This window comes from Pseudomonas sp. FW300-N2A2 (genome assembly GCF_017351735.1).
In the GTDB taxonomy this organism is placed as follows: Bacteria; Pseudomonadota; Gammaproteobacteria; order Pseudomonadales; family Pseudomonadaceae; genus Aquipseudomonas; species Aquipseudomonas migulae.
Genome location: NZ_JACNDU010000027.1, coordinates 45,013 through 66,956 on the forward strand (window position 1 = coordinate 45,013; position 21,944 = coordinate 66,956).

Consider the following 21,944-nt stretch of genomic DNA (forward strand, 5'->3'; position numbering starts at 1 on the left):
TTTCCAGCAGACAACAAAAAGCCCACCAAACGGTGGGCTTCGTGTTTACAGCAACTCGATCAGAACAACTTCAGCTTCGGCGCTTCTTCTTTCAGCGGCTCGACTTTCGCAGTCTGCTCGTTCCAGCCACCGCCCAGTGCCTTGTACAGATTCACGGCGCTGGTCAGTTGCGCCAGGCGGTCGGTGATCAGCGCCTGTTGCGCACTGAACAGCTGACGCTGGGCATCGAGGAAGGTCAGGTTGCTGTCGACGCCAATGCGATAACGACGCTCGGCCAGACGGTAGTAGTCCTGGTTGGCGGTGACGAAATCACGCTGGGCCTGCAACTGCTCGGTGTAGGTCTGGCGGGCGGCCAGGCCGTCGGCGACTTCCTGGAAGGCCGTTTGAATGGACTTCTCGTAGTTCGCCACGCCGATGTCCTTCTGGATTTTCGAGTAATCCAGGCTGGCGCGCAGGCTGCCGGCGTTGAAGATCGGCAGGTTGATTTGCGGCTGGAACAACCACGTGCCCGAACCACCCTTGAACAGGCCGGACAGGTCCGGGCTCAACGTACCGGCATTGGCGGTGAGGCTGATGCTCGGGAAGAACGCTGCACGCGCCGCGCCGATGTTGGCGTTGGCCGCTTTCAGGTTGTATTCGGCTTGCAGAATGTCCGGACGACGTTGCAGCAGGTCCGACGGCAGGCCGGGCGGTACGTCGCTCAGCAGGTCGTCAGACAGCGGCCTGGCTTCCCGCAGATTGGCCGGGATACCGGTGCCGAGCAGCAGCACCAGGCTGTTTTCATCCTGGGCGACCTGGCGTGTGTAACGGGCCAGTTGCGCACGGGCGTTTTCCACCGAGGTGCGCGACTGCGCCAGGTCCAGCGCCGAGGCGACGCCTACTTCGTTGCTGCGCGCGGTGAGCTTGTAGCTCTCCTCGAACGCAGCGAGGGTGTCCTGAGTCAGCTTGCGCAGCTCTTTGTCGGCCTGCCAGGTCAGGTAGGCATTCGCCACGCTGGCCACCAGGCTGATTTGCGTGCTGCGACGGCCTTCTTCGGTGGCGAAGTATTTTTGCAGGGCTTCTTCGTTCAGGCTGCGAACCCGACCAAACAGGTCGAGTTCATAGGCGCTGATGCCGACGGTGGCCGAGTAGGAACTGGTGATGCCTGCCTGACCGCTCTGTGAAGCGTCAGCCGGAACCCGCTGACGGCTGCCGGTACCGTTGGCCGAAACCGCCGGGAACAGGTCGGCGCGCGAGATGCGGTATTGCGCAGCGAACGCGTCGATGTTCAGCGCCGCGACACGCAGGTCACGGTTGTTTTCCAGGGAAAGCTGGATCAGCTGCTGCAGCGCAGGGTCATGGAAAAACTGCTTCCAGCCTTGTTCGGCGGCGGCCTGGCTCGGCGCCTGGGCCGGCGAATACGCCGGGCCTTGCGGGTACTGGGCGGCCACCGGTGCTTCAGGCTGCTGATAATCGGGTATCAGCGAGCAGCCGCTCAGCACGAAGGCCGCGACTGCGATGGAGAGTAGCGACTTGCTCATTAGCCAGCCTCTTTAGAAGGTTCAATAGCGTCGTCCTGATCGGCGATTTTTCGCTGACCCATGGCCGACACGGTGACGAAGAACAACGGGACCCAGAAGATCGCCAATACGGTGGCGGTGATCATACCGCCAATTACCACGGTACCGATGGCGTGTTGGCTGCCCGAGCCGGCGCCGCTGGAAATGGCCAGCGGCACTACGCCGAGAATGAACGCCAGGGAGGTCATGATGATCGGGCGCAAACGCATGCGGCAAGCCTCGATGGCAGCCTCCTGCAAGCTCTTGCCCTGTTCATGCAGATCCTTGGCGAACTCGACGATCAGAATGGCGTTTTTCGCCGCCAGACCGATGGTGGTCAACAGACCCACGAGGAAGTACACGTCGTTGGACAGACCCCGCAAGCTGGTGGCCATCAACGCACCGATAATCCCCAGTGGCACCACGAGCACGACGGCAATCGGAATCGACCAGCTTTCATACAACGCCGCCAGGCACAGGAACACCATCAGAATCGACAGCGCGAACAGCGCAGGCGCCTGGGAGCCCGCCAGTCGTTCTTCATACGACAGACCGGTCCAGGAAATACCGACACCGGCCGGCAGTTTCAGGGCAAGCGCCTCGACTTCGGCCATGGCTTCACCGGTGGAATAACCCGGGGCAGGGGAACCGAGGATTTCCATCGCTTCTACGCCGTTGTAACGGGCCAGTTTTGGCGAACCGTAAATCCACTCACCCTTGGCAAACGCGGTGAAGGGAACCATGGTTCCGGTGCTGTTGCGCACGTACCACTTCTTCAGGTCTTCAGGGCTCATGCGCGCGCCGGGCTGGCCTTGCACGTAAACCTTCTTCACACGACCACGGTCGATGAAGTCGTTCACATAGCTACTGCCCAAGGCAATCGACAAGGTGTTGTTGATGTCGGCGATGGTAACGCCCAGCGCACTGGCCTTCTCGTCGTCGATTTCCAACTGGAATTGCGGCTCGTCGTTCAGACCGTTCGGGCGCACTTGCGCCAGCACTTTGCTCTGCGCCGCCATGCCGAGGAACTGGTTACGGGCAGCCATCAGCTTTTCGTGACCGATACCGGCGCGGTCTTGCAGGAACACGTCGAAACCGGTGGCGTTACCCAGCTCCAGTACCGCTGGCGGTGCGAAAGCGAACACCATGGCGTCACGGAAGGTGAAGAAGTGCTGTTGGGCACGGGCCGCGACCTTGAACACGTTGTTGTCGGCGTTACGTTCGTGCCACGGCCTCATCATGATGAACGCCATACCCGAACTCTGGCCACGGCCGGCGAAGTTGAAGCCGGTCACGGTAAACACCGAGTTCACCGCATCGCCTTCACCGCCATCCTTGCTTGGACGCAGCAGGAATTCACGCATCTCGTCCACGACGACCTGAGTGCGCTGGGCAGTCGAGCCGGCCGGGGTCTGCACTTGAGCAAACAGTACGCCCTGGTCTTCCTCCGGGAGGAACGAGGAAGGAATACGCATGAACAACCAGATCATGCCGATGACGATGATCACGTAGGCCAGCAGGTACGGCGCCTTGTTGCGCAGAATGTTGCCGACGCCACGCTCGTAGCTTTTCACGCTACGGTCGAAGTTGCGGTTGAACCAGCCGAAGAAGCCGCGTTTCGGCACGCCATGCTCGCCCTTGGGAATGGCTTTGAGCATGGTGGCGCAGAGCGCCGGGGTGAAGATCAGCGCGACCAGTACCGACAGGGCCATGGCCGAGACGATGGTGATCGAGAACTGCTTGTAGATCACACCCGTGGAACCGCCGAAGAACGCCATCGGCAACAGTACCGCCGAGAGCACCAGGGCAATACCGACCAGTGCACCCTGGATCTGCCCCATGGATTTCTTGGTGGCTTCCTTGGGTGACAGGCCTTCTTCGCTCATGACCCGTTCGACGTTTTCCACCACGACGATGGCATCGTCCACCAGCAAGCCGATGGCCAACACCATACCGAACATGGTCAGGGTGTTGATGCTGAAACCGAACGCCGCGAGGATGCCGAACGTACCCAGCAATACCACCGGCACGGTCATCGTGGTGATGACGGTGGCGCGGAAGTTCTGCAGGAACAGGAACATCACCAGGAACACCAGCACGATTGCTTCGACCAGGGTTTCAACCACACCCTTGATCGACTCGGTCACCACTGGCGTGGTGTCGTACGGGAACACCACTTCCATCCCTTGCGGGAAGAACGGCTTGAGGCTGTCGATGGTCTTGCGCAGCGCTTTCGCGGTGTCGAGGGCGTTGGCACCGTTGGCCAGTTTCACCGCCAGGCCGGAAGCCGGGGCGCCGTTGAACTGGGCGTTGATGCTGTAGTTCTCGCCACCCAGACCGACGTCGGCGACATCTTTCAAGCGAACCTGGGAGCCGTCCTTGTTGACCTTGAGCAGGATTCTGTTGAATTGCTCAGCGGTCTGCAGGCGGGTCTTGCCGATGATCGTCGCGTTCAACTGAGTGCCGGGCAGGGCAGGCAGGCCGCCGAGCTGGCCGGACGATACCTGGACGTTTTGCGCGGCGATGGCGGTTTTGACGTCGATCGGGGTCAGGTTGAAGTTGTTCAACTTGGCCGGGTCGAGCCAGATACGCATGGCGTACTGGGAACCGAACACCTGGAAGTCGCCCACGCCGGCTGTCCGCGAGATCGGATCCTGCATGTTGGACACGATGTAGTTGGACAGGTCGTCCTTGGTCATGCTGCCGTCACGCGAGACCACGCCGATCACCAGCAGGAAGTTTTTCACTGCCTTGGTCACACGGATACCTTGCTGCTGTACTTCTTGCGGCAGCAGCGGGGTGGCCAGGTTCAGTTTGTTCTGGACCTGAACCTGCGCGGTATCGGAGTTGGTGCCTTGCTCGAAGGTCGCGGTGATCGTCATGGTGCCGTCGGAGTTACTTTCCGAGGACACATAACGCAGGTTGTCGATACCGTTGAGCTGCTGCTCGATCACCTGAACCACGGTGTCTTGCACGGTTTGCGCGGAAGCGCCCGGGTAGGCCACGGAGATGGCGATCGCCGGAGGCGCAATGCTCGGGTACTGGTTGATCGGCAACTTGAGGATCGATAGAGCCCCGACCAGCATGATCACCAGGGCAATTACCCAGGCGAAAATCGGACGGTCGATAAAAAATTTCGACATGGTTTACTCCCCTTTGCCGCTGGAAGCCTTGTTAGCTGCCTGTGCGGGGGCCGGGTTCTTTGCGCCAACGTTAGTCGCCTCAGTGGCCTTGACTTCAATGCCAGGTTTGACGAATTGCAGCCCTTCGGTGATCAGGCGATCGCCGGCTTTCAGGCCGTCCTCGATCAGCCACTGGCTGCCGACAGTGCGGCTGGCCTTGAGCTGACGCAGTTCGACCTTGTTGTCCGCACCGACGACCAGCGCGGTCGGGGAGCCTTTGAGGTCGCGGGTCACGCCTTGTTGCGGCGCCAGGATGGCGGCTGCATTCACGCCGGCCTGAAGCTGGGCGTGAACGAACATGCCGGGCAACAGGGTGTGATCAGGGTTCGGGAACACCGCACGCAGGGTGACGGAACCGGTGGTCTGGTCAACCGAGACTTCGGAGAATTCGAGCTTGCCGTCGAGCTTGTACTGGCTGCCGTCTTCGAGGGTCAGCTTGACCGCCGCCGAGTTGTCGCCGGCCTTTTGCAGACGACCGCTTTCCAGTTCGCGGCGCAGTTCAAGCAGCTCTACCGAGGACTGGGTGACATCGACGTAGATCGGGTCGAGTTGCTGGATCACCGCCATGGCGTCCGCCTGGCCACTGGTGACCAGTGCGCCTTCGGTCACGCTGGAACGACCGATGCGACCGGACAGTGGCGCATAGACCTTGGTGTAGCGCACATTGATCTGGGCGCTTTGCAGGGCGGCTTCCGATTGCAGGCGGTTGGCCTGTGCGGTGTCGTATTCCTGACGGCTCACAGCCTGTTCGTTGACCAGTTGCTTGTAGCGATCGGAGATCGACTTGGTCTGTTGCAGGTTGGCTTCGGCGCTTTTCAGCGTGGCTTCATAGACGGCTGGATCGATCTGATACAGCTGTTGGCCGGCCTTGACGTCGCCGCCTTCCTTGAACAGACGTTTGAGAATGATGCCGTTGACCTGCGGGCGAACTTCCGCGATGCGGTAGGCGCTGGTGCGGCCCGGCAGCTCGGACGTCAGGGTGAAGGCTTGAGGTTGCAGGGTGACGACGCCGACCTGAGGCGGTGGAGCGGCCGGTGCCGCTTCTTCCTTTTTGCATCCGCTGAGCAGCGATGCCAAGGCGACGGCAGTGACCAGAGCGGTAACAGCTGGCTTGAATTGCATGAAAATCCTCGGGTCAGGCGCGCAAAAAAACGCACAAGAAAAGATGGAAGGTTAAAAATTGGGTACCGGGTGGATAAGTAGCTTGCTAAGGAATATACTTACATTCACGGTTGTTTGTAAATACCTTGGCTGTGTACCCTCGCTGTTACAGAGGCCGTCGCAAGGTTGGAATTGTAGGCCCGGGGACGAGTCCCAAGAGCGCTCGCCCCACTTTTATTCAGCTGATATTCAGACATCGCTGAAGCATCCTGATTGAGGTTGTACTGCCATGGTCCGTCGCACCAAAGAGGAAGCTCAAGAAACCCGCAGCCAGATACTCGAGGCGGCCGAAAAAGCCTTTTTCGAGCGGGGCGTGGCCCGCACGACGCTGGCGGACATCGCAACCCTGGCCGGCGTCACCCGTGGCGCCATCTACTGGCATTTCAGCAACAAGGCCGATCTGGTGCAGGCCATGCTCGACAGCTTGCATGAGCCCCTTGATGAGCTGGCCAAAGCCGCGGAGAGCGAAGACGAGCTCGATCCGCTGGGCTGCATGCGTCGGTTGCTGATTCATTTGTTTCATGAAGTTGCGCTGGACCCCAAGACCCGGCGCATCAACGAGATTCTGTTTCATAAGTGCGAATTCACCGATGAAATGTGCGATCTGCGCCAGCAGCGCCGAACGGCCAGCCTCGAATGCAACACGCGCATTGGCCTGACCTTGCGTAATGCCGTGAATCGCGGGCAGTTGCCGGAAAACCTCGACACCGCCCGTGCGGCCATCAGCATTCATGCCTATATAGATGGCCTGTTGTACCAATGGTTGCTCGCGCCGGACAGCTTTGAACTGCACACCGAGGCCGAGCGTTGGGTCGATATCGGGCTGGACATGCTGCGTTTCAGTCCCAGCCTGCGAAAGTGAAGCAACATGCGTAATTGGATCCGTTTATGTCAATAGACGCGGGCGAAGATCAACTCTTCGCCCGCTTTGACGTACTGGGGTGCTTTTATATAGGGACGCGCTCCGGGATGACAGGTAGCGAGCTACGTATTTTGTAGGAAATTTGTGTCGCAGATGTGAAAAGCCAAGAGCGATCCCCAGTGGTCGCTGCTTCAGCCCAGTGTGATTTCCACCTCGAAGTTGAAAGGCTGATCCTCTGCCATGCGGGTGATTTTGGTGGAACAATTGATTTTGGATGAGCCAATGGAGGTGACGGTGTTTTTTACCGTTGCCCTGTGTATTGGCGAAATAACGCCGAAGGATTTGTTCATGATCATGCCGAGGTCAAAACGTACCCCGACGTTCTGATCGATAAAATCCACGAATTGATTGAACATGATTTTGTTCTTCGGCCACGGCGCGGCGTACGTATAGGCAAAATCGGATTTGAATGCTGTCTTTGCGTGAGCCCGGAGCAGGAATGACTCACGCTCTGATGGGTGTAAAGGCAGGCTGGTTTGTGCGATTTTAAACGTGTGCGGTGTGTTGTTAATGAGTTTGACGATCACACGAGTGTTTTTCGAGCTTTCATCTTGATGTCGCCACTGTTCTATTTTCTGATTCAACTCGCGTTCTGATTCAATCTTTTCGAGGTAACCGATTAATTCCACTTGGGCGATCCCGATCAACTCATCCAGTGCTTGCTGATTCTCTTCGCTGAATAGTAGTGGTGTCAGGTTGTAAAGTGTGCCAATGGAAGTGTAATTGAAAAACGATAGTAAATCTTCGTACTTGTTACTGGTTTCTTTGATGTCGTTCATGTCGATTCCTTTCGATCAAACACGTGGTTCCCGGTCTGGGTGGATTGCGGCTCAGCGATCCATGATGACGGCCAGCATGTTGTAGTTGTAGGGATAGTTATCGCTCGTGTCTTCAAGAAAAGACTGGCTGAAAATGGGGACTTCCCCAATGGACAACGCGTTGTGTTCCCAGAAGAAATCAACTTCCGGCCGCCGATGATTCAGGCGTTTACGGTGCGTGTATTGAAAAGCCGTTTTGATATGCACCGTCTGACGGTAATTGGTGTAAATGGCCTGAGCACTGAAAACGGTTTTTCTGATGCCGTATTCGATATTAATGCTTTGCGGCAATTGTGGGTTGCCTTCCAAGACGATTAACTGAGTGCTCAGTGGCATGATTTTGGAGGGGAAGGCTGGCGGGGTATCGTCCAGCATGACGTCGTTGCGCCATAATATCGAGTCTGTGAAGTTGCTAAGGGTTAATGTAAAAGTAAGTTTGTTTGCGGGGGAGTTGTCCATTTCAGATCACTTGTTGGTTATGTTGTTGTTTGAAATTAACCCCGCTATAAGTGCTGTTGCAATACAGATGTTGTTTCATTAGTTTAGTGTTTTCCAAATAAAAAACCCCGGGTGTTTCTACCCGGGGCTTTTTATTTAAACGGAGCTTACATAACCGGGTAGTCGATGTAGCCGACCGGGCCCTTGCCGTAGAACAGCTCCGGACGCGCTTCGTTCAGCGGCGCATCGGCTTTCAAGCGTGCCGGCAAATCCGGGTTGGCAATGAACGGCACGCCGAAGGCGACCGCGTCAGCCTTGCCGCTGGCCAGCCAGGCGTTGGCGCTGTCCTTGGTGAAGCGTTCGTTGACGATGTACGGACCGCCGAAGGCTTCCTTGATTTGCGGGCCGAGGCTGTCGGTGCCTTCTTTTTCGCGGGAGCAGATGAACGCGATGCCACGTTTGCCCAGTTCGCGAGCGACGTAGGTGAAGGTTTCGGCGAGGTTGTCGTCACCCATGTCATGGGAGTCGGCACGCGGTGCCAGGTGCACACCGACGCGGCCGGCGCCCCAGACTTCGATGGCGGCATCGGTCACTTCCAACAGCAGGCGAGCACGGTTTTCCACGGAGCCGCCGTATTGGTCGGTGCGCTGGTTGGTGCTGCTTTGCAGGAACTGGTCGAGCAGGTAACCGTTGGCGCCGTGGATTTCCACGCCGTCAAAACCGGCGGCCTTGGCGTTTTCGGCACCGATGCGGTAGGCGTCGACGATGTCGGCGATTTCAGCGGTTTCCAGGGCGCGCGGCGTCGGGTAATCGGCCAGTGGGCGAACCAGGCTGACATGGCCTTTGGGCTGGATGGCGCTCGGTGCGACCGGTTTTTCGCCGTTCAGGTACGACTCGTGGGAAACCCGGCCGACGTGCCACAGTTGCAGGAAGATCTTGCCGCCTGCGCCGTGGATCGCCTTGGTGACGTTGGTCCAGCCGCGCACTTGATCGTTGGACCAGATGCCCGGGGTGTCCGGGTAGCCAACGCCCATCGGCGTGACCGACGTGGCTTCGCTGAGGATCAGGCCGGCCGAGGCGCGTTGAACGTAGTACTCGGCCATCAGCGCGTTCGGCACACGACCTTCGTCGGCGCGGCAGCGGGTCAGCGGAGCCATGATGATGCGGTTGGCCAACTCGAGGTCGCCCAGTTTGATCGGATCGAAAATAGTCGTCATGAAATGCACCCTCGTGAGGTATCAGTGAGTCAGTTGTTGGTAGCAGGGGCCAGTTCGGGATTACCGCTCTGACGGAAAGTAATCAGGGTCACCAGCAGGGCGAGTACCGCCAGTGCGGCGGCCGCCAGTGGCACGCTGGTCAGGCCGTAGCCGTGGGCGATGACGCTGCCGCCGACCCAGGCACCGAGTGCGTTGCCGACGTTGAAGGCGCCGATGTTCAGGGTTGAGACCAGGTTCGGTGCAGCCTTGCCGTAGGTCACCACGTTTACTTGCAGGGCGGGCACGGCGGCAAAGCACGCGGTGGCCCAGAGGAACAGGGTGATTTCGGTCGGGATCAGCGCCACGCTGGTCCAGGTCAGTACGGTGGACACCACGGCCATGCTGATGAACACGCCGATCAGCGTCGCCGCCAGGCCTTTGTCGGCCAGTTTGCCGCCGATGATGTTGCCGACCGTCAGGCCCAGGCCGATGAGCATCAGCGTCCAGGTCACGCCGCGTGGCGAGACGCCGGTCACCTCGCCCAGCAGCGGGGCGACGTAGGTGAACAAGGTGAACACCGACGCGGCGAACAGCGCGGTCATGCTCAACGACAGCCAGATGCCGGCGCCTTTGAGGGCACGCAGTTCGGCGCGCATGTCGAGTTTCTCTTCATCGCGCTTGGCCGGCAGGAAACGGATCAGGCCGATCAAGGCGATTACGCCGATAACGGTCACCGCCCAGAACGTCGAGCGCCAGCCGGCTTGTTGACCCAGCGCTGTGCCCAGCGGCACGCCGAGGACGTTGGCCAGGGTCAGGCCGGTGAACATCAGGGCCACGGCCGAAGCGCGTTTGTTGGCTGGCACCAGGCCTGCCGCCACGACCGAACCGATACCGAAGAACGCACCGTGGCAGAGGGCAGTCACCACTCGGGCGAACATCAGCACGTTGTAGTCACTGGCCACTGCGCAGAGCAGATTGCCGATGATGAATATCCCCATCAACGCCACCAGTGCGGCCTTGCGCGGCAGCCTGGCGGTGGCCAGTGCCATGAACGGCGCACCGATGGCCACGCCCAGGGCGTAACCGGTCACCAGCCAGCCGGCACCGGGGATCGACACACCGAGGTCAGCCGCCACATCGGGCAGCAGGCCCATGATGACGAACTCGGTGGTGCCGATGGCGAAGGCGCTCAAGGCCAGGATGAGGAGCGAGAGGGGCATTGTTGATTCCTTGTCAGCTTAAGGGTCAGAGCTCTTTGCTGAAGGTTTTGAGGAATTCCTGGATGGTTTCCTCGTTGCGTTTGAAAAAGTGCCACTGGCCGACTTTGCGGCTGCTGATCAGGCCGGCGCGTTGCAGGGTCGCCAGGTGTGCGGACACCGTGGACTGCGACAAACCGCACCGTTGATCGATCTGCCCGGCGCAGACGCCGTGCTCGTTGCTGTGGGTCTGGTCGGGAAATTCGACGTCCGGGTCTTTGAGCCAGTGCAGGATTTCTCGCCGTACTGGGTGTGCCAGGGCTTTTATTATTTCGTCGAGGTCGAGGTTCATGGCTTGGGGCTCGTGATGAGTAAAACGTTATATCGCGATGAAGCGAACTTTAAATCGGTATTTCGCGATATACCAATATGATTTTGATCTGATGACCGCGTAAATCGGTATATCGGGTTATAACGATATGAATGCCGCAGTGTTAAGCTGGGCGGCATGAACTATCTCGCACATCTTCACCTCGGTGGCCAGCGTCCCGGTCAATTGCTCGGCAGTCTGTATGGCGATTTCGTCAAAGGACGGCTGCAAGGGCAGTTCGACCCGGAGATCGAGGCGGCTATCCAGTTGCATCGCAGCATCGACGTGTTTACCGACCGCCATTCGATGGTGGACGTGGCGTTGTCGCGGTTTTCCCTGACCCGCCGGCGTTATGCCGGGATCGTGCTCGATGTGTTTTTTGACCATTGCCTGGCGCGGGACTGGACGCTGTATGCCGACCGGCCGCTGGCGCTGTTCACCGGCGACGTGTATCGGGTGCTGTCCAATGAGCCGCAATTACCGGAACGCCTGGCGAGGATTGCGCCGCACATGGTGGCGAATGACTGGTTGGGTTCTTACCGGGAATTCGACGTGTTGGAGCAGGTACTGCGGGGGATTTCGCGGCGGCTGACCAGGCCCGAGGAACTGGCGGCGGCGATGCAGGAGTTGCGGGTGTTGTATGAGCCGTTGAGCGAGGATTTTCGGTTGTTCTACCCGCAGCTACAGGACTTCGCCCGGAACCGCTGACACAAAACCTGTAGGAGCGAGGCTTGCCCGCGAAGAACGATAACGCGGTATATCAGTTACACCGCAGCGTTCCCTTCGCGGGCAAGCCTCGCTCCTACAGAAAGGCAGTGTTACGCGGCGATGAGTTCGCCGGGGCGCCGTGGCTCTGCCGGTTTCGCCACTTCGCCAAACAACACCTTCTGCACCGCCTGCTGCGCTTCGAACGCCAGCGCCGCGCGTTCCCGGCCTTCGCAGGCAATCGGCTTGAGCAGATGAATCTCCACATCGCCACGGTCATTGGCAAACAAGCGCATCAGGTGCGAGAGCAAGTCATCATCGCCAATGAACGGCGCCAGCGAATCGACTTCACCCTCGCGCAGGTAACGAATCGCCAACGGTTGCAGCTTCGCTTGCGAATCAATCGCCGCCGACAGCAAGCGACCATGGAAGGTGCGCAACGAACGGCCATCGGTGGTGGTGCCTTCCGGGAACATCAGCAGCGGATGCGCTTGCTCCAGGTGGCGCGTCATCTGTTTGCGGATCAACTGACTGTCACCCGAACCACGGCGGATAAACAGGCTGCCGGCCTTGGCCGCCAACCAACCTGCTACCGGCCAGGTGCGCACTTCGGCCTTGGACAGGAATGACATCGGCGTGAGCATGCCCAGCAGCGGAATGTCCGTCCAGGACACATGGTTGCTGACCCAGAGCATCGGCTCCTTCGGCAATTCACCGTGCACGGTCACGCGAAAGGGCAGGGCATTCGCCAGGCGTGCCATGAAAAATCTCGACCATCGCTGACGGCGGACCATCGAATGGGCGATGCCCAAGCGCTCGAACAAGCCGAAGACACTGGCCATGCTCAACCCCAATGCCACCACGACCAACACTCGCGCAATTCGCGCGTACACCCGCAAGCGGCTCATTACACAGCCGCCTTGAAGTGTTTGGCGTAGCGCGGGCAGAGTTCGTCGCGTTTGAGCAGGATGAACACGTCGGCGACCTGGAAGTCTTCGTCCCAGCACGGCTCGCCGCAAATCTTCGCACCGAGGCGCATGTAGGCCTTGAGCAGCGGCGGCATTTCGGCGATGACGTTGGAGGGGATGTCCAGAACCGGCAACGGTTTTTTCGGTTCGGCGCGCAGGTTCTCGGTGCACAGGTAACGTTCGCGCAGACGCTGCATGATCGCGTGAGCCTGGATGCCGCCGTCTTGCATCGGGATGCTCGCGCAACCCATCAGATAGCTGTAGCCGCCCTGGTTCAGGACTTCGGCCAGTTCACCCCAGAGCACGGCGATGGTGCCGCCGTTGCGGTAGGCCGGGTCGACACAGGTACGGCCGATTTCGAGGATCGGGCCTTTGAGTTGGATCAGGCCGTGCAGGCTGAATTCTTCTTCGCTGTAAAATTTGCCCAGGCTGCTGGCGGCGGTGTGGTCGAGCAAACGGGTGGTCGCCACCAGGCGCCCGGTGTTCAAGTCACGCACGCCGATGTGGGCGCAGTGAACATCATAGTCATCCATGTCCAGACCCAGTTCCGCGCCTTTGAGCTTGGCGTTGAACTCGCCGCTGAACACGTTGAAGCGCAAAGCCTGGGCTTCCTGCAAGGCCTCGGCGCCCACCAGGCGTTCGGCTTGCAGGCGGCGTTCATTGCCGGTGTCGCTGATGCGGGCGATCTGAGTCATTGCGATTCTCCGTGCGGGCTGGTCACCCGTCTTGGGTTAGAGCCGATCGACTTTCTTTATGCGGCCGTGTTGTGCAAAGTCAGGCTATGTAGCCCCGGTGTCATCGCCATGAAGCTTTGGTGATGCTTATATGACAGCCCACAAGGAGCCTCTTATGCCCTGGCAAACCCTGTTGAAACGCCGCGATCGCTTGCCCGCCAATCCGGACCTCGGTGAAGGCTTCGCGACCTTGTTGCAGCAGTTGGGCACGGTCACGCCGTTTGAGTTGGCGGTGGGCGGTGGACGCCTGATGGCGACGCCGGGGCTGGCGTTTCTGGTGGGCTATCAGGCGGCATTGCGCATGCTGTGGCCGAGCGCGCCGCCGAGTCTTGGCGCGTTGTGCGCGACCGAACAGCGCAGCCTGCGGGTGGCGGACATGCAGACGCGCCTGAGCGAACTGCGCCTGAGCGGACGCAAGGATTTCGTGACCGCCGGCGATGCGGCCGACTGGCTGCTGATCGCTGCGCGCAGTGAAGCGCCTGGCGAGTCGCCGCGCCTGAGCCTGGCGGTGGTTTATCCCGGTGAGCCGGGTGTGCGCCTGGAAAAACTCCCGCCGATCCCGCTGATGCCGGACATCAGTCATGGCCGGCTGTTTCTCGACCATGCCTTGTGTGAATTGCTGGCGGGGGATGGCTGGGATGCGTACGTCAAACCGTTCAGAACGCTGGAAGACGTCTATGTGTTGAGCGCGATGACAGCGTGGTTGTATGGCGTCGGCCAGGACAGCGACTGGCCGCAGGCCTTGCAGTTGCGTTTGCTGGCGCTGTTGGCCGGGTGTGCGGAAATGAGCCGTCAGGCGCCGAACAATCCGGCGGGGCATGTGTTGCTGGGCGGGTTGTTTGCGCAGTTCGACGGGTTGAAGGTTGAGGTGAACCAGGCATTGGCCGATGGCCCGCCGCAGTGGGCGGCGATGTGGCAGCGGGATCAGGCGGTGATGGATTTGGCGGCGGGGGCGCGGGGCAAGCGGTTGGCCAAGGCGTTGGCGGCGATCTGACGGGCCTCTTCGCGGGCAAGCCTCGCTCCTACAGGAGAGCGCATACCTCTGTAGGAGCGAGGCTTGCCCGCGAAGGCGTCTTCATTGACGACACAAATTTTAGATCTGTCATAAACCTCAACTAGGCTCAGCAATCAAATCCGCCGAGCCCCCGCCATGTTCAAAGGCTTGTCCCTGTTTTTCATGCTGCTGCTCAGCCTCTCGACCCAGGCCGAAACCTGGCCCGCCGAGCAATGGTCGACCGGCCCGACCCTGAGCGGCCCGGCGCTGCAAGCCCTGGAAACCTACGCCTTCCCATCCCGTGATGACATCAGCCGAAAGGGCATCCGCACCGACGCCTTGCTGGTGATCCGCGACGGTCAGTTGATCTACGAACGCTACGTCGGCCCGACCAGCGCCGACACGCCGCACCTGACCTGGTCGATCAGCAAGAGCCTCATGGCCACGGTGCTCGGCGTCGCCTATGGCGAAGGCCTGTTCAAATTGCAGGACCCGGCGCTGAAGTTCTATCCACCGCTGGAAAAACACCCGGCGATCACCCTGGCCGATCTGCTGCACTGGGCCTCGGGCCTGGACTGGCAGGAAGACTATGAATACGCACCGTTGAAGTCCTCGGTGGTGGCGATGCTCTACACCCGCGGCCATCACGACATGGCCGCCTTCACCACCGATCACGCCGAGTACGCCAAACCCGGCCAGGCTTTTCGCTATTCCAGCGGCGACAGCAATCTGTTGTCCGCGGCGCTGAAGAACATCGTCGGCCCGGCGCGTTATCCCGACTATCCATGGACCGCGCTGTTCGAGCCGCTGGGGATTCGTCACGCGGTGTGGGAAACCGACGGCACGGGCACTTTCGTCGCCTCGTCCTATGCCTACCTCACCGCCCGTGACCTGGCGCGAGTCGGCCTGTTGATGGCGCGTGACGGCCGTTGGGGGGACCGGCAATTGCTGCCCAAAGACTGGGTCACCTTCAATCGTGAGCCCTTCGCTCACTATCAAGCGAATCAGGACGATGCTGTGCCAGGCGGTCAGTGGTGGCTCAACCGCGCCGTGGATGGCGCCGCACAACCCTGGCCCGATGCACCCCCCGACACCTTCGCCGCCCTTGGCCATTGGGGTCAGGCGATGTACGTGATCCCCAGCGAAAAACTGGTGATCGTGCGCTACGGCGATGACCGCGACGGTAGCTACAGCCACAACGCATTGCTCAACCTTGCGCGCAAGGCATTCGCCGGGAAGGTGCAGCCATGAGCCGTCTCCCGTTTGTCCGCCGCCGACCGTTCAGCTCGGTGTTGCTGATCCTGCTGATCGCCTTGCTTGGCTGGATCTGGCACGAGCGTGTGGCGCTATGGGCCTTCCCGGACATCATCAGCGCCTACACCGCCAAGGAATACTGCTCGTGCCGATACGTGATGAACAACGACGCCGAGTATTGCCGTGGCTATGTGAAGCAATGGCTGCCCTTCAGCGGTTTTACCGATGACGCCGCCGGCAAACGCGTGACGGTCAGCGGCATGGGGCGCAGCAACAGCGCGCAATGGATCGGCGAACACCAAGGCTGCCGCCTGCAACCCTGACAGGTCGTTTTTGTAGGAGCCGGCTTGCCGGCGATGGCGATCTCAGGGACGCCATCGCCAGCAAGCCGGCTCCTACGGATTTGCGGTGTGCTCAAGAATTGAAGGTTCACGCCAAACCTGTAGGAGCCGGCTTGCTGGCGATAGCGATCTCAGGAACGCCATCGCCGGCAAGCCGGGCTCCTACGGATTTGCGGTGTGCTCGAGAATTGAAGGTTCACGCCAAACCTGTAGGAGCCGGCTTGCTGGCGATGGCGATCTTTCGGGCGCCATCGCCGGCAAGCCGGGCTCCTACAGGTGCTGTGTTTGGTCATCGCGGTTTGCAATGCGCTCGCGGACGGTTAAGGTTCGTTCAGGTTTATCTGCCCCACGAGTCTTTATGTTCAAGCGGTCCCTCACCAAAACCCTCGCCTTTGTGCTGCTGGCCAGCGCTACTTTGTCGGCTCAGGCCAATTGGTACCTGGACGGCGAATCCTCGCGGCTGTCATTTGTCAGCACCAAAAACGCCAATGTTTCCGAAGTGCAGCGCTTCCTGGTGCTGCACGGCAAGGTCAGTCCCAAGGGCCTGGCCGAGGTGGAAGTCGAGCTGGATTCGGTGAACAGCGGCATCCCCTTGCGCGACGAACGCATGCGCAAAGAGCTGTTCGAGATCCAGACCTTTCCCGAAGCGTTGATCACTGCGCAGATTGATTTGCGCCCGATCAACGACCTCGCCCCCGGTGCGCAACTCGAACTGCGCTTGCCGGTCACCGTCAACCTCCACGGCAAAACCCGTGAGTACAACGCCGAGCTGTTGGCGACTCGCCTCGATGACCGGCGCTTTCAGGTGGTGACGCTCGAACCGCTGGTGATCAACGCCGAGGATTTTGATCTGGCGCCGGGGCTGGACAGCTTGCGCAAGGTCGCCGGGTTGTCGGCCATCAGTCTGTCGGTGCCGGTGGGTGCGGTGCTGATTTTCACGGCGCGCTGACATGGCCGGCGCGATTTTTCCCTGGCGTGAAGGCAACAGCTTCGAACTGCTGATCGACGGTCCGCAGTTCTTTCCGCGGATGTTGGTCGCGATTGCGCGCGCCGAGGAACAAGTCGAACTGGAGCTGTACCTGGTGGAGGCGGGCGCGTGTGCCGAGGCCATGGTTCAGGCACTGGTCCAGGCCGCCGAGCGCGGCGTGCGGGTGCGCTGCCTGTTCGATGATTACGGTAGCCTCGCGTTTACCCTGACCTTGCGTCAGCGGCTGATGGCGGCCGGCGTAGAGCTGCGCTTCTACAACCGCCTGAGCTGGCGGCGCTGGGTCGGCAATTTCTACCGCGATCATCGCAAGCTGTTGCTGGTCGATCAGAGCATGGCTGTGGTCGGCGGCACCGGTGTCACCGATGAGTTCTGGACGCCGGGCGAAGACGTCAGCGAATGGCACGAAGTGATGGTGGAAATCACCGGTCCTCTGGTCATCGACTGGCAGTTGTTGTTCGATCGCCAATGGATCGCCAACCGCCATCGCCGCGCCTGGAAACCTGCCTCGCATTTCGGTTTGCCGCGATTGCCACGTGTACCGCCGATGGGCGAGGGCATGGGCCGGGTCGCGTATGCCGACGCCCGCCAGCACCGCGACATCCTGCAATCGCTGGTTCGTGCGCTGAACAGCGGGCAAAAGCGAATCTGGCTGGCCACACCGTATTTCCTGCCGACCTGGAAAGTCCGCCGCTCGTTGCGCCGGGCGGCAGCTCGAGGCGTTGATGTGCGTCTGTTGTTGACCGGTCCGCGCACCGATCACCCGTCGGTGCGTTATGCCGGGCATCGTTACTACCCGCGATTGCTCAAGGCCGGGGTGCAGATCTTCGAATACCAGCCGTGTTTCCTGCACCTGAAAATGGTGCTGGTCGATGATTGGGTGAGCATTGGCTCGTGCAACTTCGATCACTGGAATTTGCGATTCAACCTGGAAGCCAACCTTGAAGCGCTGGACCTGGGGCTGACACGTGCGGTGGCGGCGAGTTTCGAGAATGACTTTGCGCTGAGCCAGGAAGTCAGCCTGGAGGCCTGGCAACGCCGGCCGCTGTGGCGGCGGGTGAAGCAGAGGATCTGGGGATGGGTGGATCGGCTGGTGGTGAATCTGCTGGATCGTAGAGGCTGATCCCGGTTTTTTGAACACCACAAACCACTGTGGGAGCGAGACCGGCTTGCCGGCGATGAGGCCCTAACATTCAACATCTCAGTTGACTGTCAGGCCGCCATCGCCGGCAAGCCGGTCTCGCTCCCACAGGGAATAGAGGTTGGATCGTGATTTTTTTGTCGACCCATCCCTTGTAGGAGCCAGCAAGCCGGCTCCTACAGGAGATCGGGGGTTACAGGAGTTCGAAGCTCTGCTGCGTCACGTCCTGGGAATCCAGGCCGATCTGCACGTTGAACTTGCCTGGCTCTGCTGCGTACTTCAACTGAGCGTTGAAGAACTTCAGGTCATCCTCGGTGATGGTGAAGTGCACGACTTTCTGTTCACCGGCCTTGAGCGTGATTTTCTGGAAGTTCTTCAGTTCCTTCAGTGGCCGGATCATCGAGCCGGTCACGTCCTGGATGTACAACTGCACCACGGTTTCGCCGTCGCGCTTGCCGGTGTTTTTCACCATGACGCTGGCGTCGAGCTTGCCGGTCTTGTTCAGCGTGGTCGATGACAGGGCCATGTCGGTCAGGCTGAAATCGGTGTAGCTCAGACCGAAGCCGAACGGAAACAGGGGGCCGGTGGTGTCATCGAAATACTGCGAGGTGTAGTTGCCCGGTTTGCCCGGCGTGAACGGCCGGCCAATGCTCAGGTGGTTGTAGTAGGTCGGAATCTGGCCCACCGAACGCGGGAAGGTGATCGGCAGTTTGCCCGACGGGTTGTAGTCGCCGAACAGCACGTCGGCGATGGCGTTGCCGCCTTCGGTGCCGCTGAACCAGGTTTCCAGAATCGCGTCAGCCTGTTCCTTCTCCTGGAGAATCGACAGCGGACGTCCGTTCATCAACACCAGCACCAGTGGTTTTCCGGTGGCCTTCAAGGCGCGAATCAGTTCACGCTGGTTTTCCGGAATATTCAGGTCGGTACGGCTGGAGGACTCGTGGGACATGCCACGGGATTCGCCCACGGCTGCCACCACCACATCGGCATCCTTGGCGGCTTTCACCGCTTCGTCGATCAGCACTTGCGCCGAGCGCGGGTCATCGACCACTTCCGGTGCGTCGAAGTTGAGGAAGTTCAGGTAATCCAGCGCCTTCTTGTCGCTGGTGATGTTGGCGCCACGGGCGTAGATCAGCGTCGACTGCGCACCGAGTGCGGTGGTCATACCGTCGAACAGTGTCACCGATTGCGCAGGGCGACCGTTGGCGGCCCAACTGCCCATCATGTCGATCGGTGCCTTGGCCAACGGACCGACCAGCATGATTTTCGCGGTTTTCTTCAGCGGCAGGGTTTCGCCCTGGTTCTTCAGCAACACCAGGCTGCGGCGCGCAACGTCGCGGGCCTCGGCGCGGTGCAGGCGGCTGTCGGCGTTAGTGTCGACCGGATCATCTTCAGCCTTGCCGATGCGCAGGTACGGGTCCTTGAACAGGCCCATGTCGTACTTGGCATCGAGCACTGCGCGCACGGCATTATCGATGTCGCTCTGCTGGATCTCGCCGGCCTTGAGCAGCCCTGGCAACTCCTTGCCGTAGAGCGTGTCGTTCATGCTCATATGAATGCCGGCCTTGATCGCCAGCTTCGCGGCTTCGCGGCCATCAGCGGCAACGCCGTGCTTGATCAGCTCGAAAATCGCCCCGTGGTCGCTGACCGCCAGGCCTTTGAAGCCCCATTCCTTGCGCAACAGGTCGTTCATCAGCCAGGTGTTGGCGGTGGCCGGTATGCCGTTGATCGAGTTCAACGCGACCATGACCCCGCCGGCACCGGCGTCAATCGCGGCGCGGTACGGTGGCAGGTAATCCTGGTACATCTTGACCGGGCTCATGTCGACGACGTTGTAGTCGCGACCGCCCTCGACCGCGCCATACAAGGCGAAGTGCTTGACGCTGGCCATAATGCTGTCGGCCGCGTTCGCGCCAACGCCCTGGAATGCCTTGACCATCACGCCGGCGATGCGCGACACCAGATAGGTGTCTTCACCGAAACCTTCGGAAGTACGGCCCCAGCGCGGGTCGCGGGAGATGTCGACCATCGGCGCAAAAGTGAGGTCGACGCCGTCCGACGAAGCTTCCTTGGCGGCGATGCGCCCGGACAGGCCAATGGCGTCCATGTCCCAGCTCGAGGCCAAGGCGATAGGGATCGGGAAAATCGTGCGGTGGCCGTGGATCACGTCGTAGGCGAAGAACATCGGGATCTTCAACCGGCTGCGCATCGCCGCGTCCTGCATCGGACGGTTTTCCGGGCGGGTGATCGAGTTGAACGTACCGCCGATGTTACCGGCGGCAATTTCCTTGCGGATCAGCTCCCGAGGCATTTCCGGGCCGATGCTGATCAGGCGCAACTGGCCGATTTTTTCATCGAGGGTCATCTGCTTCATCAGGTTGCTGATGAAAGCGTCCTTGTTTTCCAGAGGTGTGGGCGTCGTGGCGGCCAATACGTTATGACTGGCCAGGCTGACGAACAGGCCCAGCAAACACAGCTTCTTCATGAATGGTTTTCTCAAAAGCCCAAACGGCAGTGAATACGCGCCGGTCAGCCAAAATTTAGGGAGCGACTATTGTTGTTCAAGTAAATGCGGGCACACTTGCGCAGTGTTTTCGCGCAGGGGCATCTTTTAGCCCATTGGCTCGATGCAATCCAGTAGCGGCGGCAGATTATGCCCGAAGTGTCCGGTCAGGAGGTTGCTGGTTGTTTTTTCAACGGAATGTGCACGGGAGCGTCAACCAGATGAATGTACGACATCACACTCGGTCGAGCCTGCAGGTCGCAGCCTTGATGTTGCTGACCACGTTGCTGGCCGGTTGCGGCATCAACAATATTCCGACCCTCGACGAACAGGCCAAGGCCGCCTGGGGCCAGGTGCAGAACCAGTACCAGCGCCGCGCCGACCTGATCCCCAACCTGGTGGAAACCGTCAAGGGCTATGCGAAACACGAGGAGGAAACCCTGACCGCGGTGATCGAAGCCCGGGCCAAGGCGACGTCCATTCAGGTGGATGCCAGCACCCTCGACAACCCCGAGAAACTCAAGCAGTTCCAGCAGGCGCAGGATCAGTTGACCGGCGCCTTGAGCCGTTTGATGGTGGTGTCCGAGCGTTATCCGGACCTCAAGGCCAACCAGAATTTCCTGGCGTTGCAATCGCAACTGGAAGGCACCGAGAATCGCATCGCCGTGGCGCGTCGGGATTTCATTCTCGCGGTGCAGAACTACAACACCGAAATCCGCACTTTCCCGGGCCGCTTGTGGCACACCGTGATGTACAGCGACTTGCCGATCCGCGAAACCTTTGAAGCCACCACCCCCGGTGCCGAGAAAGCACCTGAAGTGAAGTTCTGACCGGCTTGAAGCATTACCACGGATGAGGTTGCCAATGCGCGTGTTGAATGTGGGCCTGGCGCTGTTGCTTTGGGTGTTTGCTGCCACGGCCCAGGCCGAGCTGAAGTTTCCGGAGCTGACCGGGCGGGTGGTGGACAACGCCGGGATGATCGAGCCGTCGGTGCGCGAGCAGCTGACGCAACAGCTCAATGCCCATGAAAAGGCCACCGGCGAGCAGTTGGTGGTGGTGACGTTGCCGGACTTGCAGGGCGCCGAGATTGCCGACTTCGGTTTCCAACTCGGGCGCCATTGGGGCATCGGCCAGAAGGACAAGAACAATGGCGCGCTGCTGATCGTCGCCCGTGATGAGCGCAAGCTGCGGATTGAAGTCGGTTATGGCCTGGAAGATCGCCTGACCGATGCGCAGAGTTCGGTGATCATCCATCAGGTGATCACCCCGGCGTTCAAGGCCGGTAACTTCAGCAAGGGCATCAGCGACGGGGTCGCGGCGATGCTGGTGGTGTTGGGCGGCAGCCCGCTGGATGAACCGTCGACTATTTATGAGTCGGGCGGCGATCAGGACGGTGATTTTGTTTCCCGACACCCGGGGATTTTCGTGTTTCTGGTGGTGCTGTTCATCCTGACGATATTCGTCTTGCAGATGTTCGGGGTTCTGCCGGCGGGCCGAG

Annotated in this window: 20 protein-coding genes; 9 read left to right on the top strand and 11 right to left on the bottom strand. The window is 60.2% G+C overall.

From position 1 onward, the window contains the following. Positions 1 to 59 precede the first annotated feature (59 nt). Genes emhC through emhA form a run of 3 tightly spaced genes read right to left on the bottom strand, consistent with a single transcriptional unit; the run spans position 60 to position 5,842 of the window. Entirely contained in the window at positions 60 to 1,520 is a 1,461-nt protein-coding gene (gene emhC / locus J4E42_RS24120; protein WP_008039450.1) for an efflux RND transporter outer membrane subunit EmhC, read from the bottom strand. Beyond that, entirely contained in the window at positions 1,520 to 4,681 is a 3,162-nt protein-coding gene (gene emhB / locus J4E42_RS24125; RefSeq protein ID WP_008039452.1) for an efflux RND transporter permease subunit EmhB, read from the bottom strand. The genes emhC and emhB overlap by 1 nt, the downstream gene beginning before the upstream one ends. 3 nt (positions 4,682 to 4,684) lie before the next feature. Continuing rightward, entirely contained in the window at positions 4,685 to 5,842 is a 1,158-nt protein-coding gene (gene emhA, locus J4E42_RS24130) for an efflux RND transporter periplasmic adaptor subunit EmhA (RefSeq protein ID WP_008025666.1), read from the bottom strand. A 268-nt stretch (positions 5,843 to 6,110) separates the two neighbouring features. Between emhA and emhR the strand changes: the two genes are divergently transcribed. Next, positions 6,111 to 6,743 carry a TetR family transcriptional regulator gene (emhR, locus tag J4E42_RS24135; protein ID WP_207286340.1) on the top strand — a complete coding sequence of 211 codons (633 nt, stop codon included), beginning with the start codon at positions 6,111 to 6,113 and terminating at the stop codon, positions 6,741 to 6,743. A gap of 191 nt (positions 6,744 to 6,934) precedes the next feature. Here emhR and J4E42_RS24140 read toward each other — a convergent pair whose 3' ends face one another. From J4E42_RS24140 to J4E42_RS24160, 5 genes are all read right to left on the bottom strand, one after another. Continuing rightward, complete coding sequence (locus tag J4E42_RS24140; protein WP_207286341.1) at positions 6,935 to 7,582, bottom strand: hypothetical protein; 648 nt, start codon at positions 7,580 to 7,582, stop codon at positions 6,935 to 6,937. 51 nt (positions 7,583 to 7,633) lie between these two features. Then, positions 7,634 to 8,080, bottom strand: a complete 447-nt coding sequence (locus J4E42_RS24145) for a hypothetical protein (protein WP_008039459.1) — start codon at positions 8,078 to 8,080, stop codon at positions 7,634 to 7,636. Positions 8,081 to 8,226: 146 nt separating this feature from the next. Then, complete coding sequence (locus J4E42_RS24150) at positions 8,227 to 9,276, bottom strand: alkene reductase (RefSeq protein ID WP_008039461.1); 1,050 nt, start codon at positions 9,274 to 9,276, stop codon at positions 8,227 to 8,229. Between the two features lie 29 nt (positions 9,277 to 9,305). Next, positions 9,306 to 10,475 carry an MFS transporter gene (locus J4E42_RS24155; protein ID WP_008039463.1) on the bottom strand — a complete coding sequence of 390 codons (1,170 nt, stop codon included), beginning with the start codon at positions 10,473 to 10,475 and terminating at the stop codon, positions 9,306 to 9,308. Between the two features lie 25 nt (positions 10,476 to 10,500). Continuing rightward, complete coding sequence (locus J4E42_RS24160) at positions 10,501 to 10,803, bottom strand: helix-turn-helix transcriptional regulator (RefSeq protein ID WP_008025677.1); 303 nt, start codon at positions 10,801 to 10,803, stop codon at positions 10,501 to 10,503. Positions 10,804 to 10,959: 156 nt separating this feature from the next. On the opposite strand from J4E42_RS24160, the gene J4E42_RS24165 reads away from it, so the two are divergent. Further along, positions 10,960 to 11,529 (top strand): ACP phosphodiesterase, encoded by a 570-nt coding sequence (locus J4E42_RS24165; protein ID WP_207286342.1) that lies wholly within the window; start codon positions 10,960 to 10,962, stop codon positions 11,527 to 11,529. Between the two features lie 110 nt (positions 11,530 to 11,639). Here the strand turns inward: J4E42_RS24165 and J4E42_RS24170 are convergent, their stop codons facing one another. Further along, complete coding sequence (locus J4E42_RS24170; RefSeq protein WP_008039480.1) at positions 11,640 to 12,434, bottom strand: 1-acyl-sn-glycerol-3-phosphate acyltransferase; 795 nt, start codon at positions 12,432 to 12,434, stop codon at positions 11,640 to 11,642. Continuing rightward, positions 12,434 to 13,189 carry an L-ornithine N(alpha)-acyltransferase gene (gene olsB, locus J4E42_RS24175; protein WP_008025682.1) on the bottom strand — a complete coding sequence of 252 codons (756 nt, stop codon included), beginning with the start codon at positions 13,187 to 13,189 and terminating at the stop codon, positions 12,434 to 12,436. The genes J4E42_RS24170 and olsB overlap by 1 nt, the downstream gene beginning before the upstream one ends. Positions 13,190 to 13,343: 154 nt before the next feature. Here olsB and J4E42_RS24180 point away from each other — a divergent pair, with 154 nt between their 5' ends. The 5 genes from J4E42_RS24180 (at position 13,344) to J4E42_RS24200 (ending at position 17,925) form a co-directional block, all read left to right on the top strand. Further along, a complete protein-coding gene (locus tag J4E42_RS24180; protein ID WP_008039481.1) occupies positions 13,344 to 14,222 on the top strand; it encodes an acyl-CoA dehydrogenase in 879 nt (292 codons plus the stop codon). 156 nt (positions 14,223 to 14,378) lie between these two features. Next, on the top strand, positions 14,379 to 15,473 hold the full coding sequence (locus J4E42_RS24185; protein ID WP_207286343.1) for a serine hydrolase: 1,095 nt from the start codon (positions 14,379 to 14,381) through the stop codon (positions 15,471 to 15,473). Further along, positions 15,470 to 15,799 (top strand): amidase, encoded by a 330-nt coding sequence (locus tag J4E42_RS24190; protein WP_207286344.1) that lies wholly within the window; start codon positions 15,470 to 15,472, stop codon positions 15,797 to 15,799. The genes J4E42_RS24185 and J4E42_RS24190 overlap by 4 nt, the downstream gene beginning before the upstream one ends. A gap of 376 nt (positions 15,800 to 16,175) precedes the next feature. After that, positions 16,176 to 16,766 carry a YceI family protein gene (locus J4E42_RS24195; protein ID WP_008039484.1) on the top strand — a complete coding sequence of 197 codons (591 nt, stop codon included), beginning with the start codon at positions 16,176 to 16,178 and terminating at the stop codon, positions 16,764 to 16,766. A gap of 1 nt (position 16,767) precedes the next feature. Further along, positions 16,768 to 17,925 carry a phosphatidylserine/phosphatidylglycerophosphate/cardiolipin synthase family protein gene (locus tag J4E42_RS24200; protein WP_207286345.1) on the top strand — a complete coding sequence of 386 codons (1,158 nt, stop codon included), beginning with the start codon at positions 16,768 to 16,770 and terminating at the stop codon, positions 17,923 to 17,925. 211 nt (positions 17,926 to 18,136) lie between these two features. On the opposite strand, the gene bglX is transcribed toward J4E42_RS24200, so the two are convergent. After that, positions 18,137 to 20,428, bottom strand: coding sequence for a beta-glucosidase BglX (bglX, locus tag J4E42_RS24205; RefSeq protein WP_207286346.1), 2,292 nt, complete (start codon positions 20,426 to 20,428; stop codon positions 18,137 to 18,139). A gap of 239 nt (positions 20,429 to 20,667) precedes the next feature. Here bglX and J4E42_RS24210 point away from each other — a divergent pair, with 239 nt between their 5' ends. Both J4E42_RS24210 and J4E42_RS24215 read left to right on the top strand, forming a co-directional pair. After that, positions 20,668 to 21,276 carry a LemA family protein gene (locus tag J4E42_RS24210; RefSeq protein WP_008025694.1) on the top strand — a complete coding sequence of 203 codons (609 nt, stop codon included), beginning with the start codon at positions 20,668 to 20,670 and terminating at the stop codon, positions 21,274 to 21,276. 34 nt (positions 21,277 to 21,310) lie between these two features. Continuing rightward, the coding region (locus J4E42_RS24215) for a YgcG family protein (RefSeq protein ID WP_207286347.1) at positions 21,311 to 21,944 on the top strand (634 nt) is incomplete at its 3' end.

Bases quoted from the DNA above. Each gene is read 5' to 3' on its own strand.
- emhC (WP_008039450.1), bottom strand. From the start codon at position 1,520: ATGAGCAAGTCGCTACTCTCCATCGCAGTCGCGGCCTTCGTGCTGAGC.
- emhB (WP_008039452.1), bottom strand. From the start codon at position 4,681: ATGTCGAAATTTTTTATCGACCGTCCGATTTTCGCCTGGGTAATTGCC.
- emhA (WP_008025666.1), bottom strand. From the start codon at position 5,842: ATGCAATTCAAGCCAGCTGTTACCGCTCTGGTCACTGCCGTCGCCTTG.
- emhR (WP_207286340.1), top strand. From the start codon at position 6,111: ATGGTCCGTCGCACCAAAGAGGAAGCTCAAGAAACCCGCAGCCAGATA.
- J4E42_RS24140 (WP_207286341.1), bottom strand. From the start codon at position 7,582: ATGAACGACATCAAAGAAACCAGTAACAAGTACGAAGATTTACTATCG.
- J4E42_RS24145 (WP_008039459.1), bottom strand. From the start codon at position 8,080: ATGGACAACTCCCCCGCAAACAAACTTACTTTTACATTAACCCTTAGC.
- J4E42_RS24150 (WP_008039461.1), bottom strand. From the start codon at position 9,276: ATGACGACTATTTTCGATCCGATCAAACTGGGCGACCTCGAGTTGGCC.
- J4E42_RS24155 (WP_008039463.1), bottom strand. From the start codon at position 10,475: ATGCCCCTCTCGCTCCTCATCCTGGCCTTGAGCGCCTTCGCCATCGGC.
- J4E42_RS24160 (WP_008025677.1), bottom strand. From the start codon at position 10,803: ATGAACCTCGACCTCGACGAAATAATAAAAGCCCTGGCACACCCAGTA.
- J4E42_RS24165 (WP_207286342.1), top strand. From the start codon at position 10,960: ATGAACTATCTCGCACATCTTCACCTCGGTGGCCAGCGTCCCGGTCAA.
- J4E42_RS24170 (WP_008039480.1), bottom strand. From the start codon at position 12,434: ATGAGCCGCTTGCGGGTGTACGCGCGAATTGCGCGAGTGTTGGTCGTG.
- olsB (WP_008025682.1), bottom strand. From the start codon at position 13,189: ATGACTCAGATCGCCCGCATCAGCGACACCGGCAATGAACGCCGCCTG.
- J4E42_RS24180 (WP_008039481.1), top strand. From the start codon at position 13,344: ATGCCCTGGCAAACCCTGTTGAAACGCCGCGATCGCTTGCCCGCCAAT.
- J4E42_RS24185 (WP_207286343.1), top strand. From the start codon at position 14,379: ATGTTCAAAGGCTTGTCCCTGTTTTTCATGCTGCTGCTCAGCCTCTCG.
- J4E42_RS24190 (WP_207286344.1), top strand. From the start codon at position 15,470: ATGAGCCGTCTCCCGTTTGTCCGCCGCCGACCGTTCAGCTCGGTGTTG.
- J4E42_RS24195 (WP_008039484.1), top strand. From the start codon at position 16,176: ATGTTCAAGCGGTCCCTCACCAAAACCCTCGCCTTTGTGCTGCTGGCC.
- J4E42_RS24200 (WP_207286345.1), top strand. From the start codon at position 16,768: ATGGCCGGCGCGATTTTTCCCTGGCGTGAAGGCAACAGCTTCGAACTG.
- bglX (WP_207286346.1), bottom strand. From the start codon at position 20,428: ATGAAGAAGCTGTGTTTGCTGGGCCTGTTCGTCAGCCTGGCCAGTCAT.
- J4E42_RS24210 (WP_008025694.1), top strand. From the start codon at position 20,668: ATGAATGTACGACATCACACTCGGTCGAGCCTGCAGGTCGCAGCCTTG.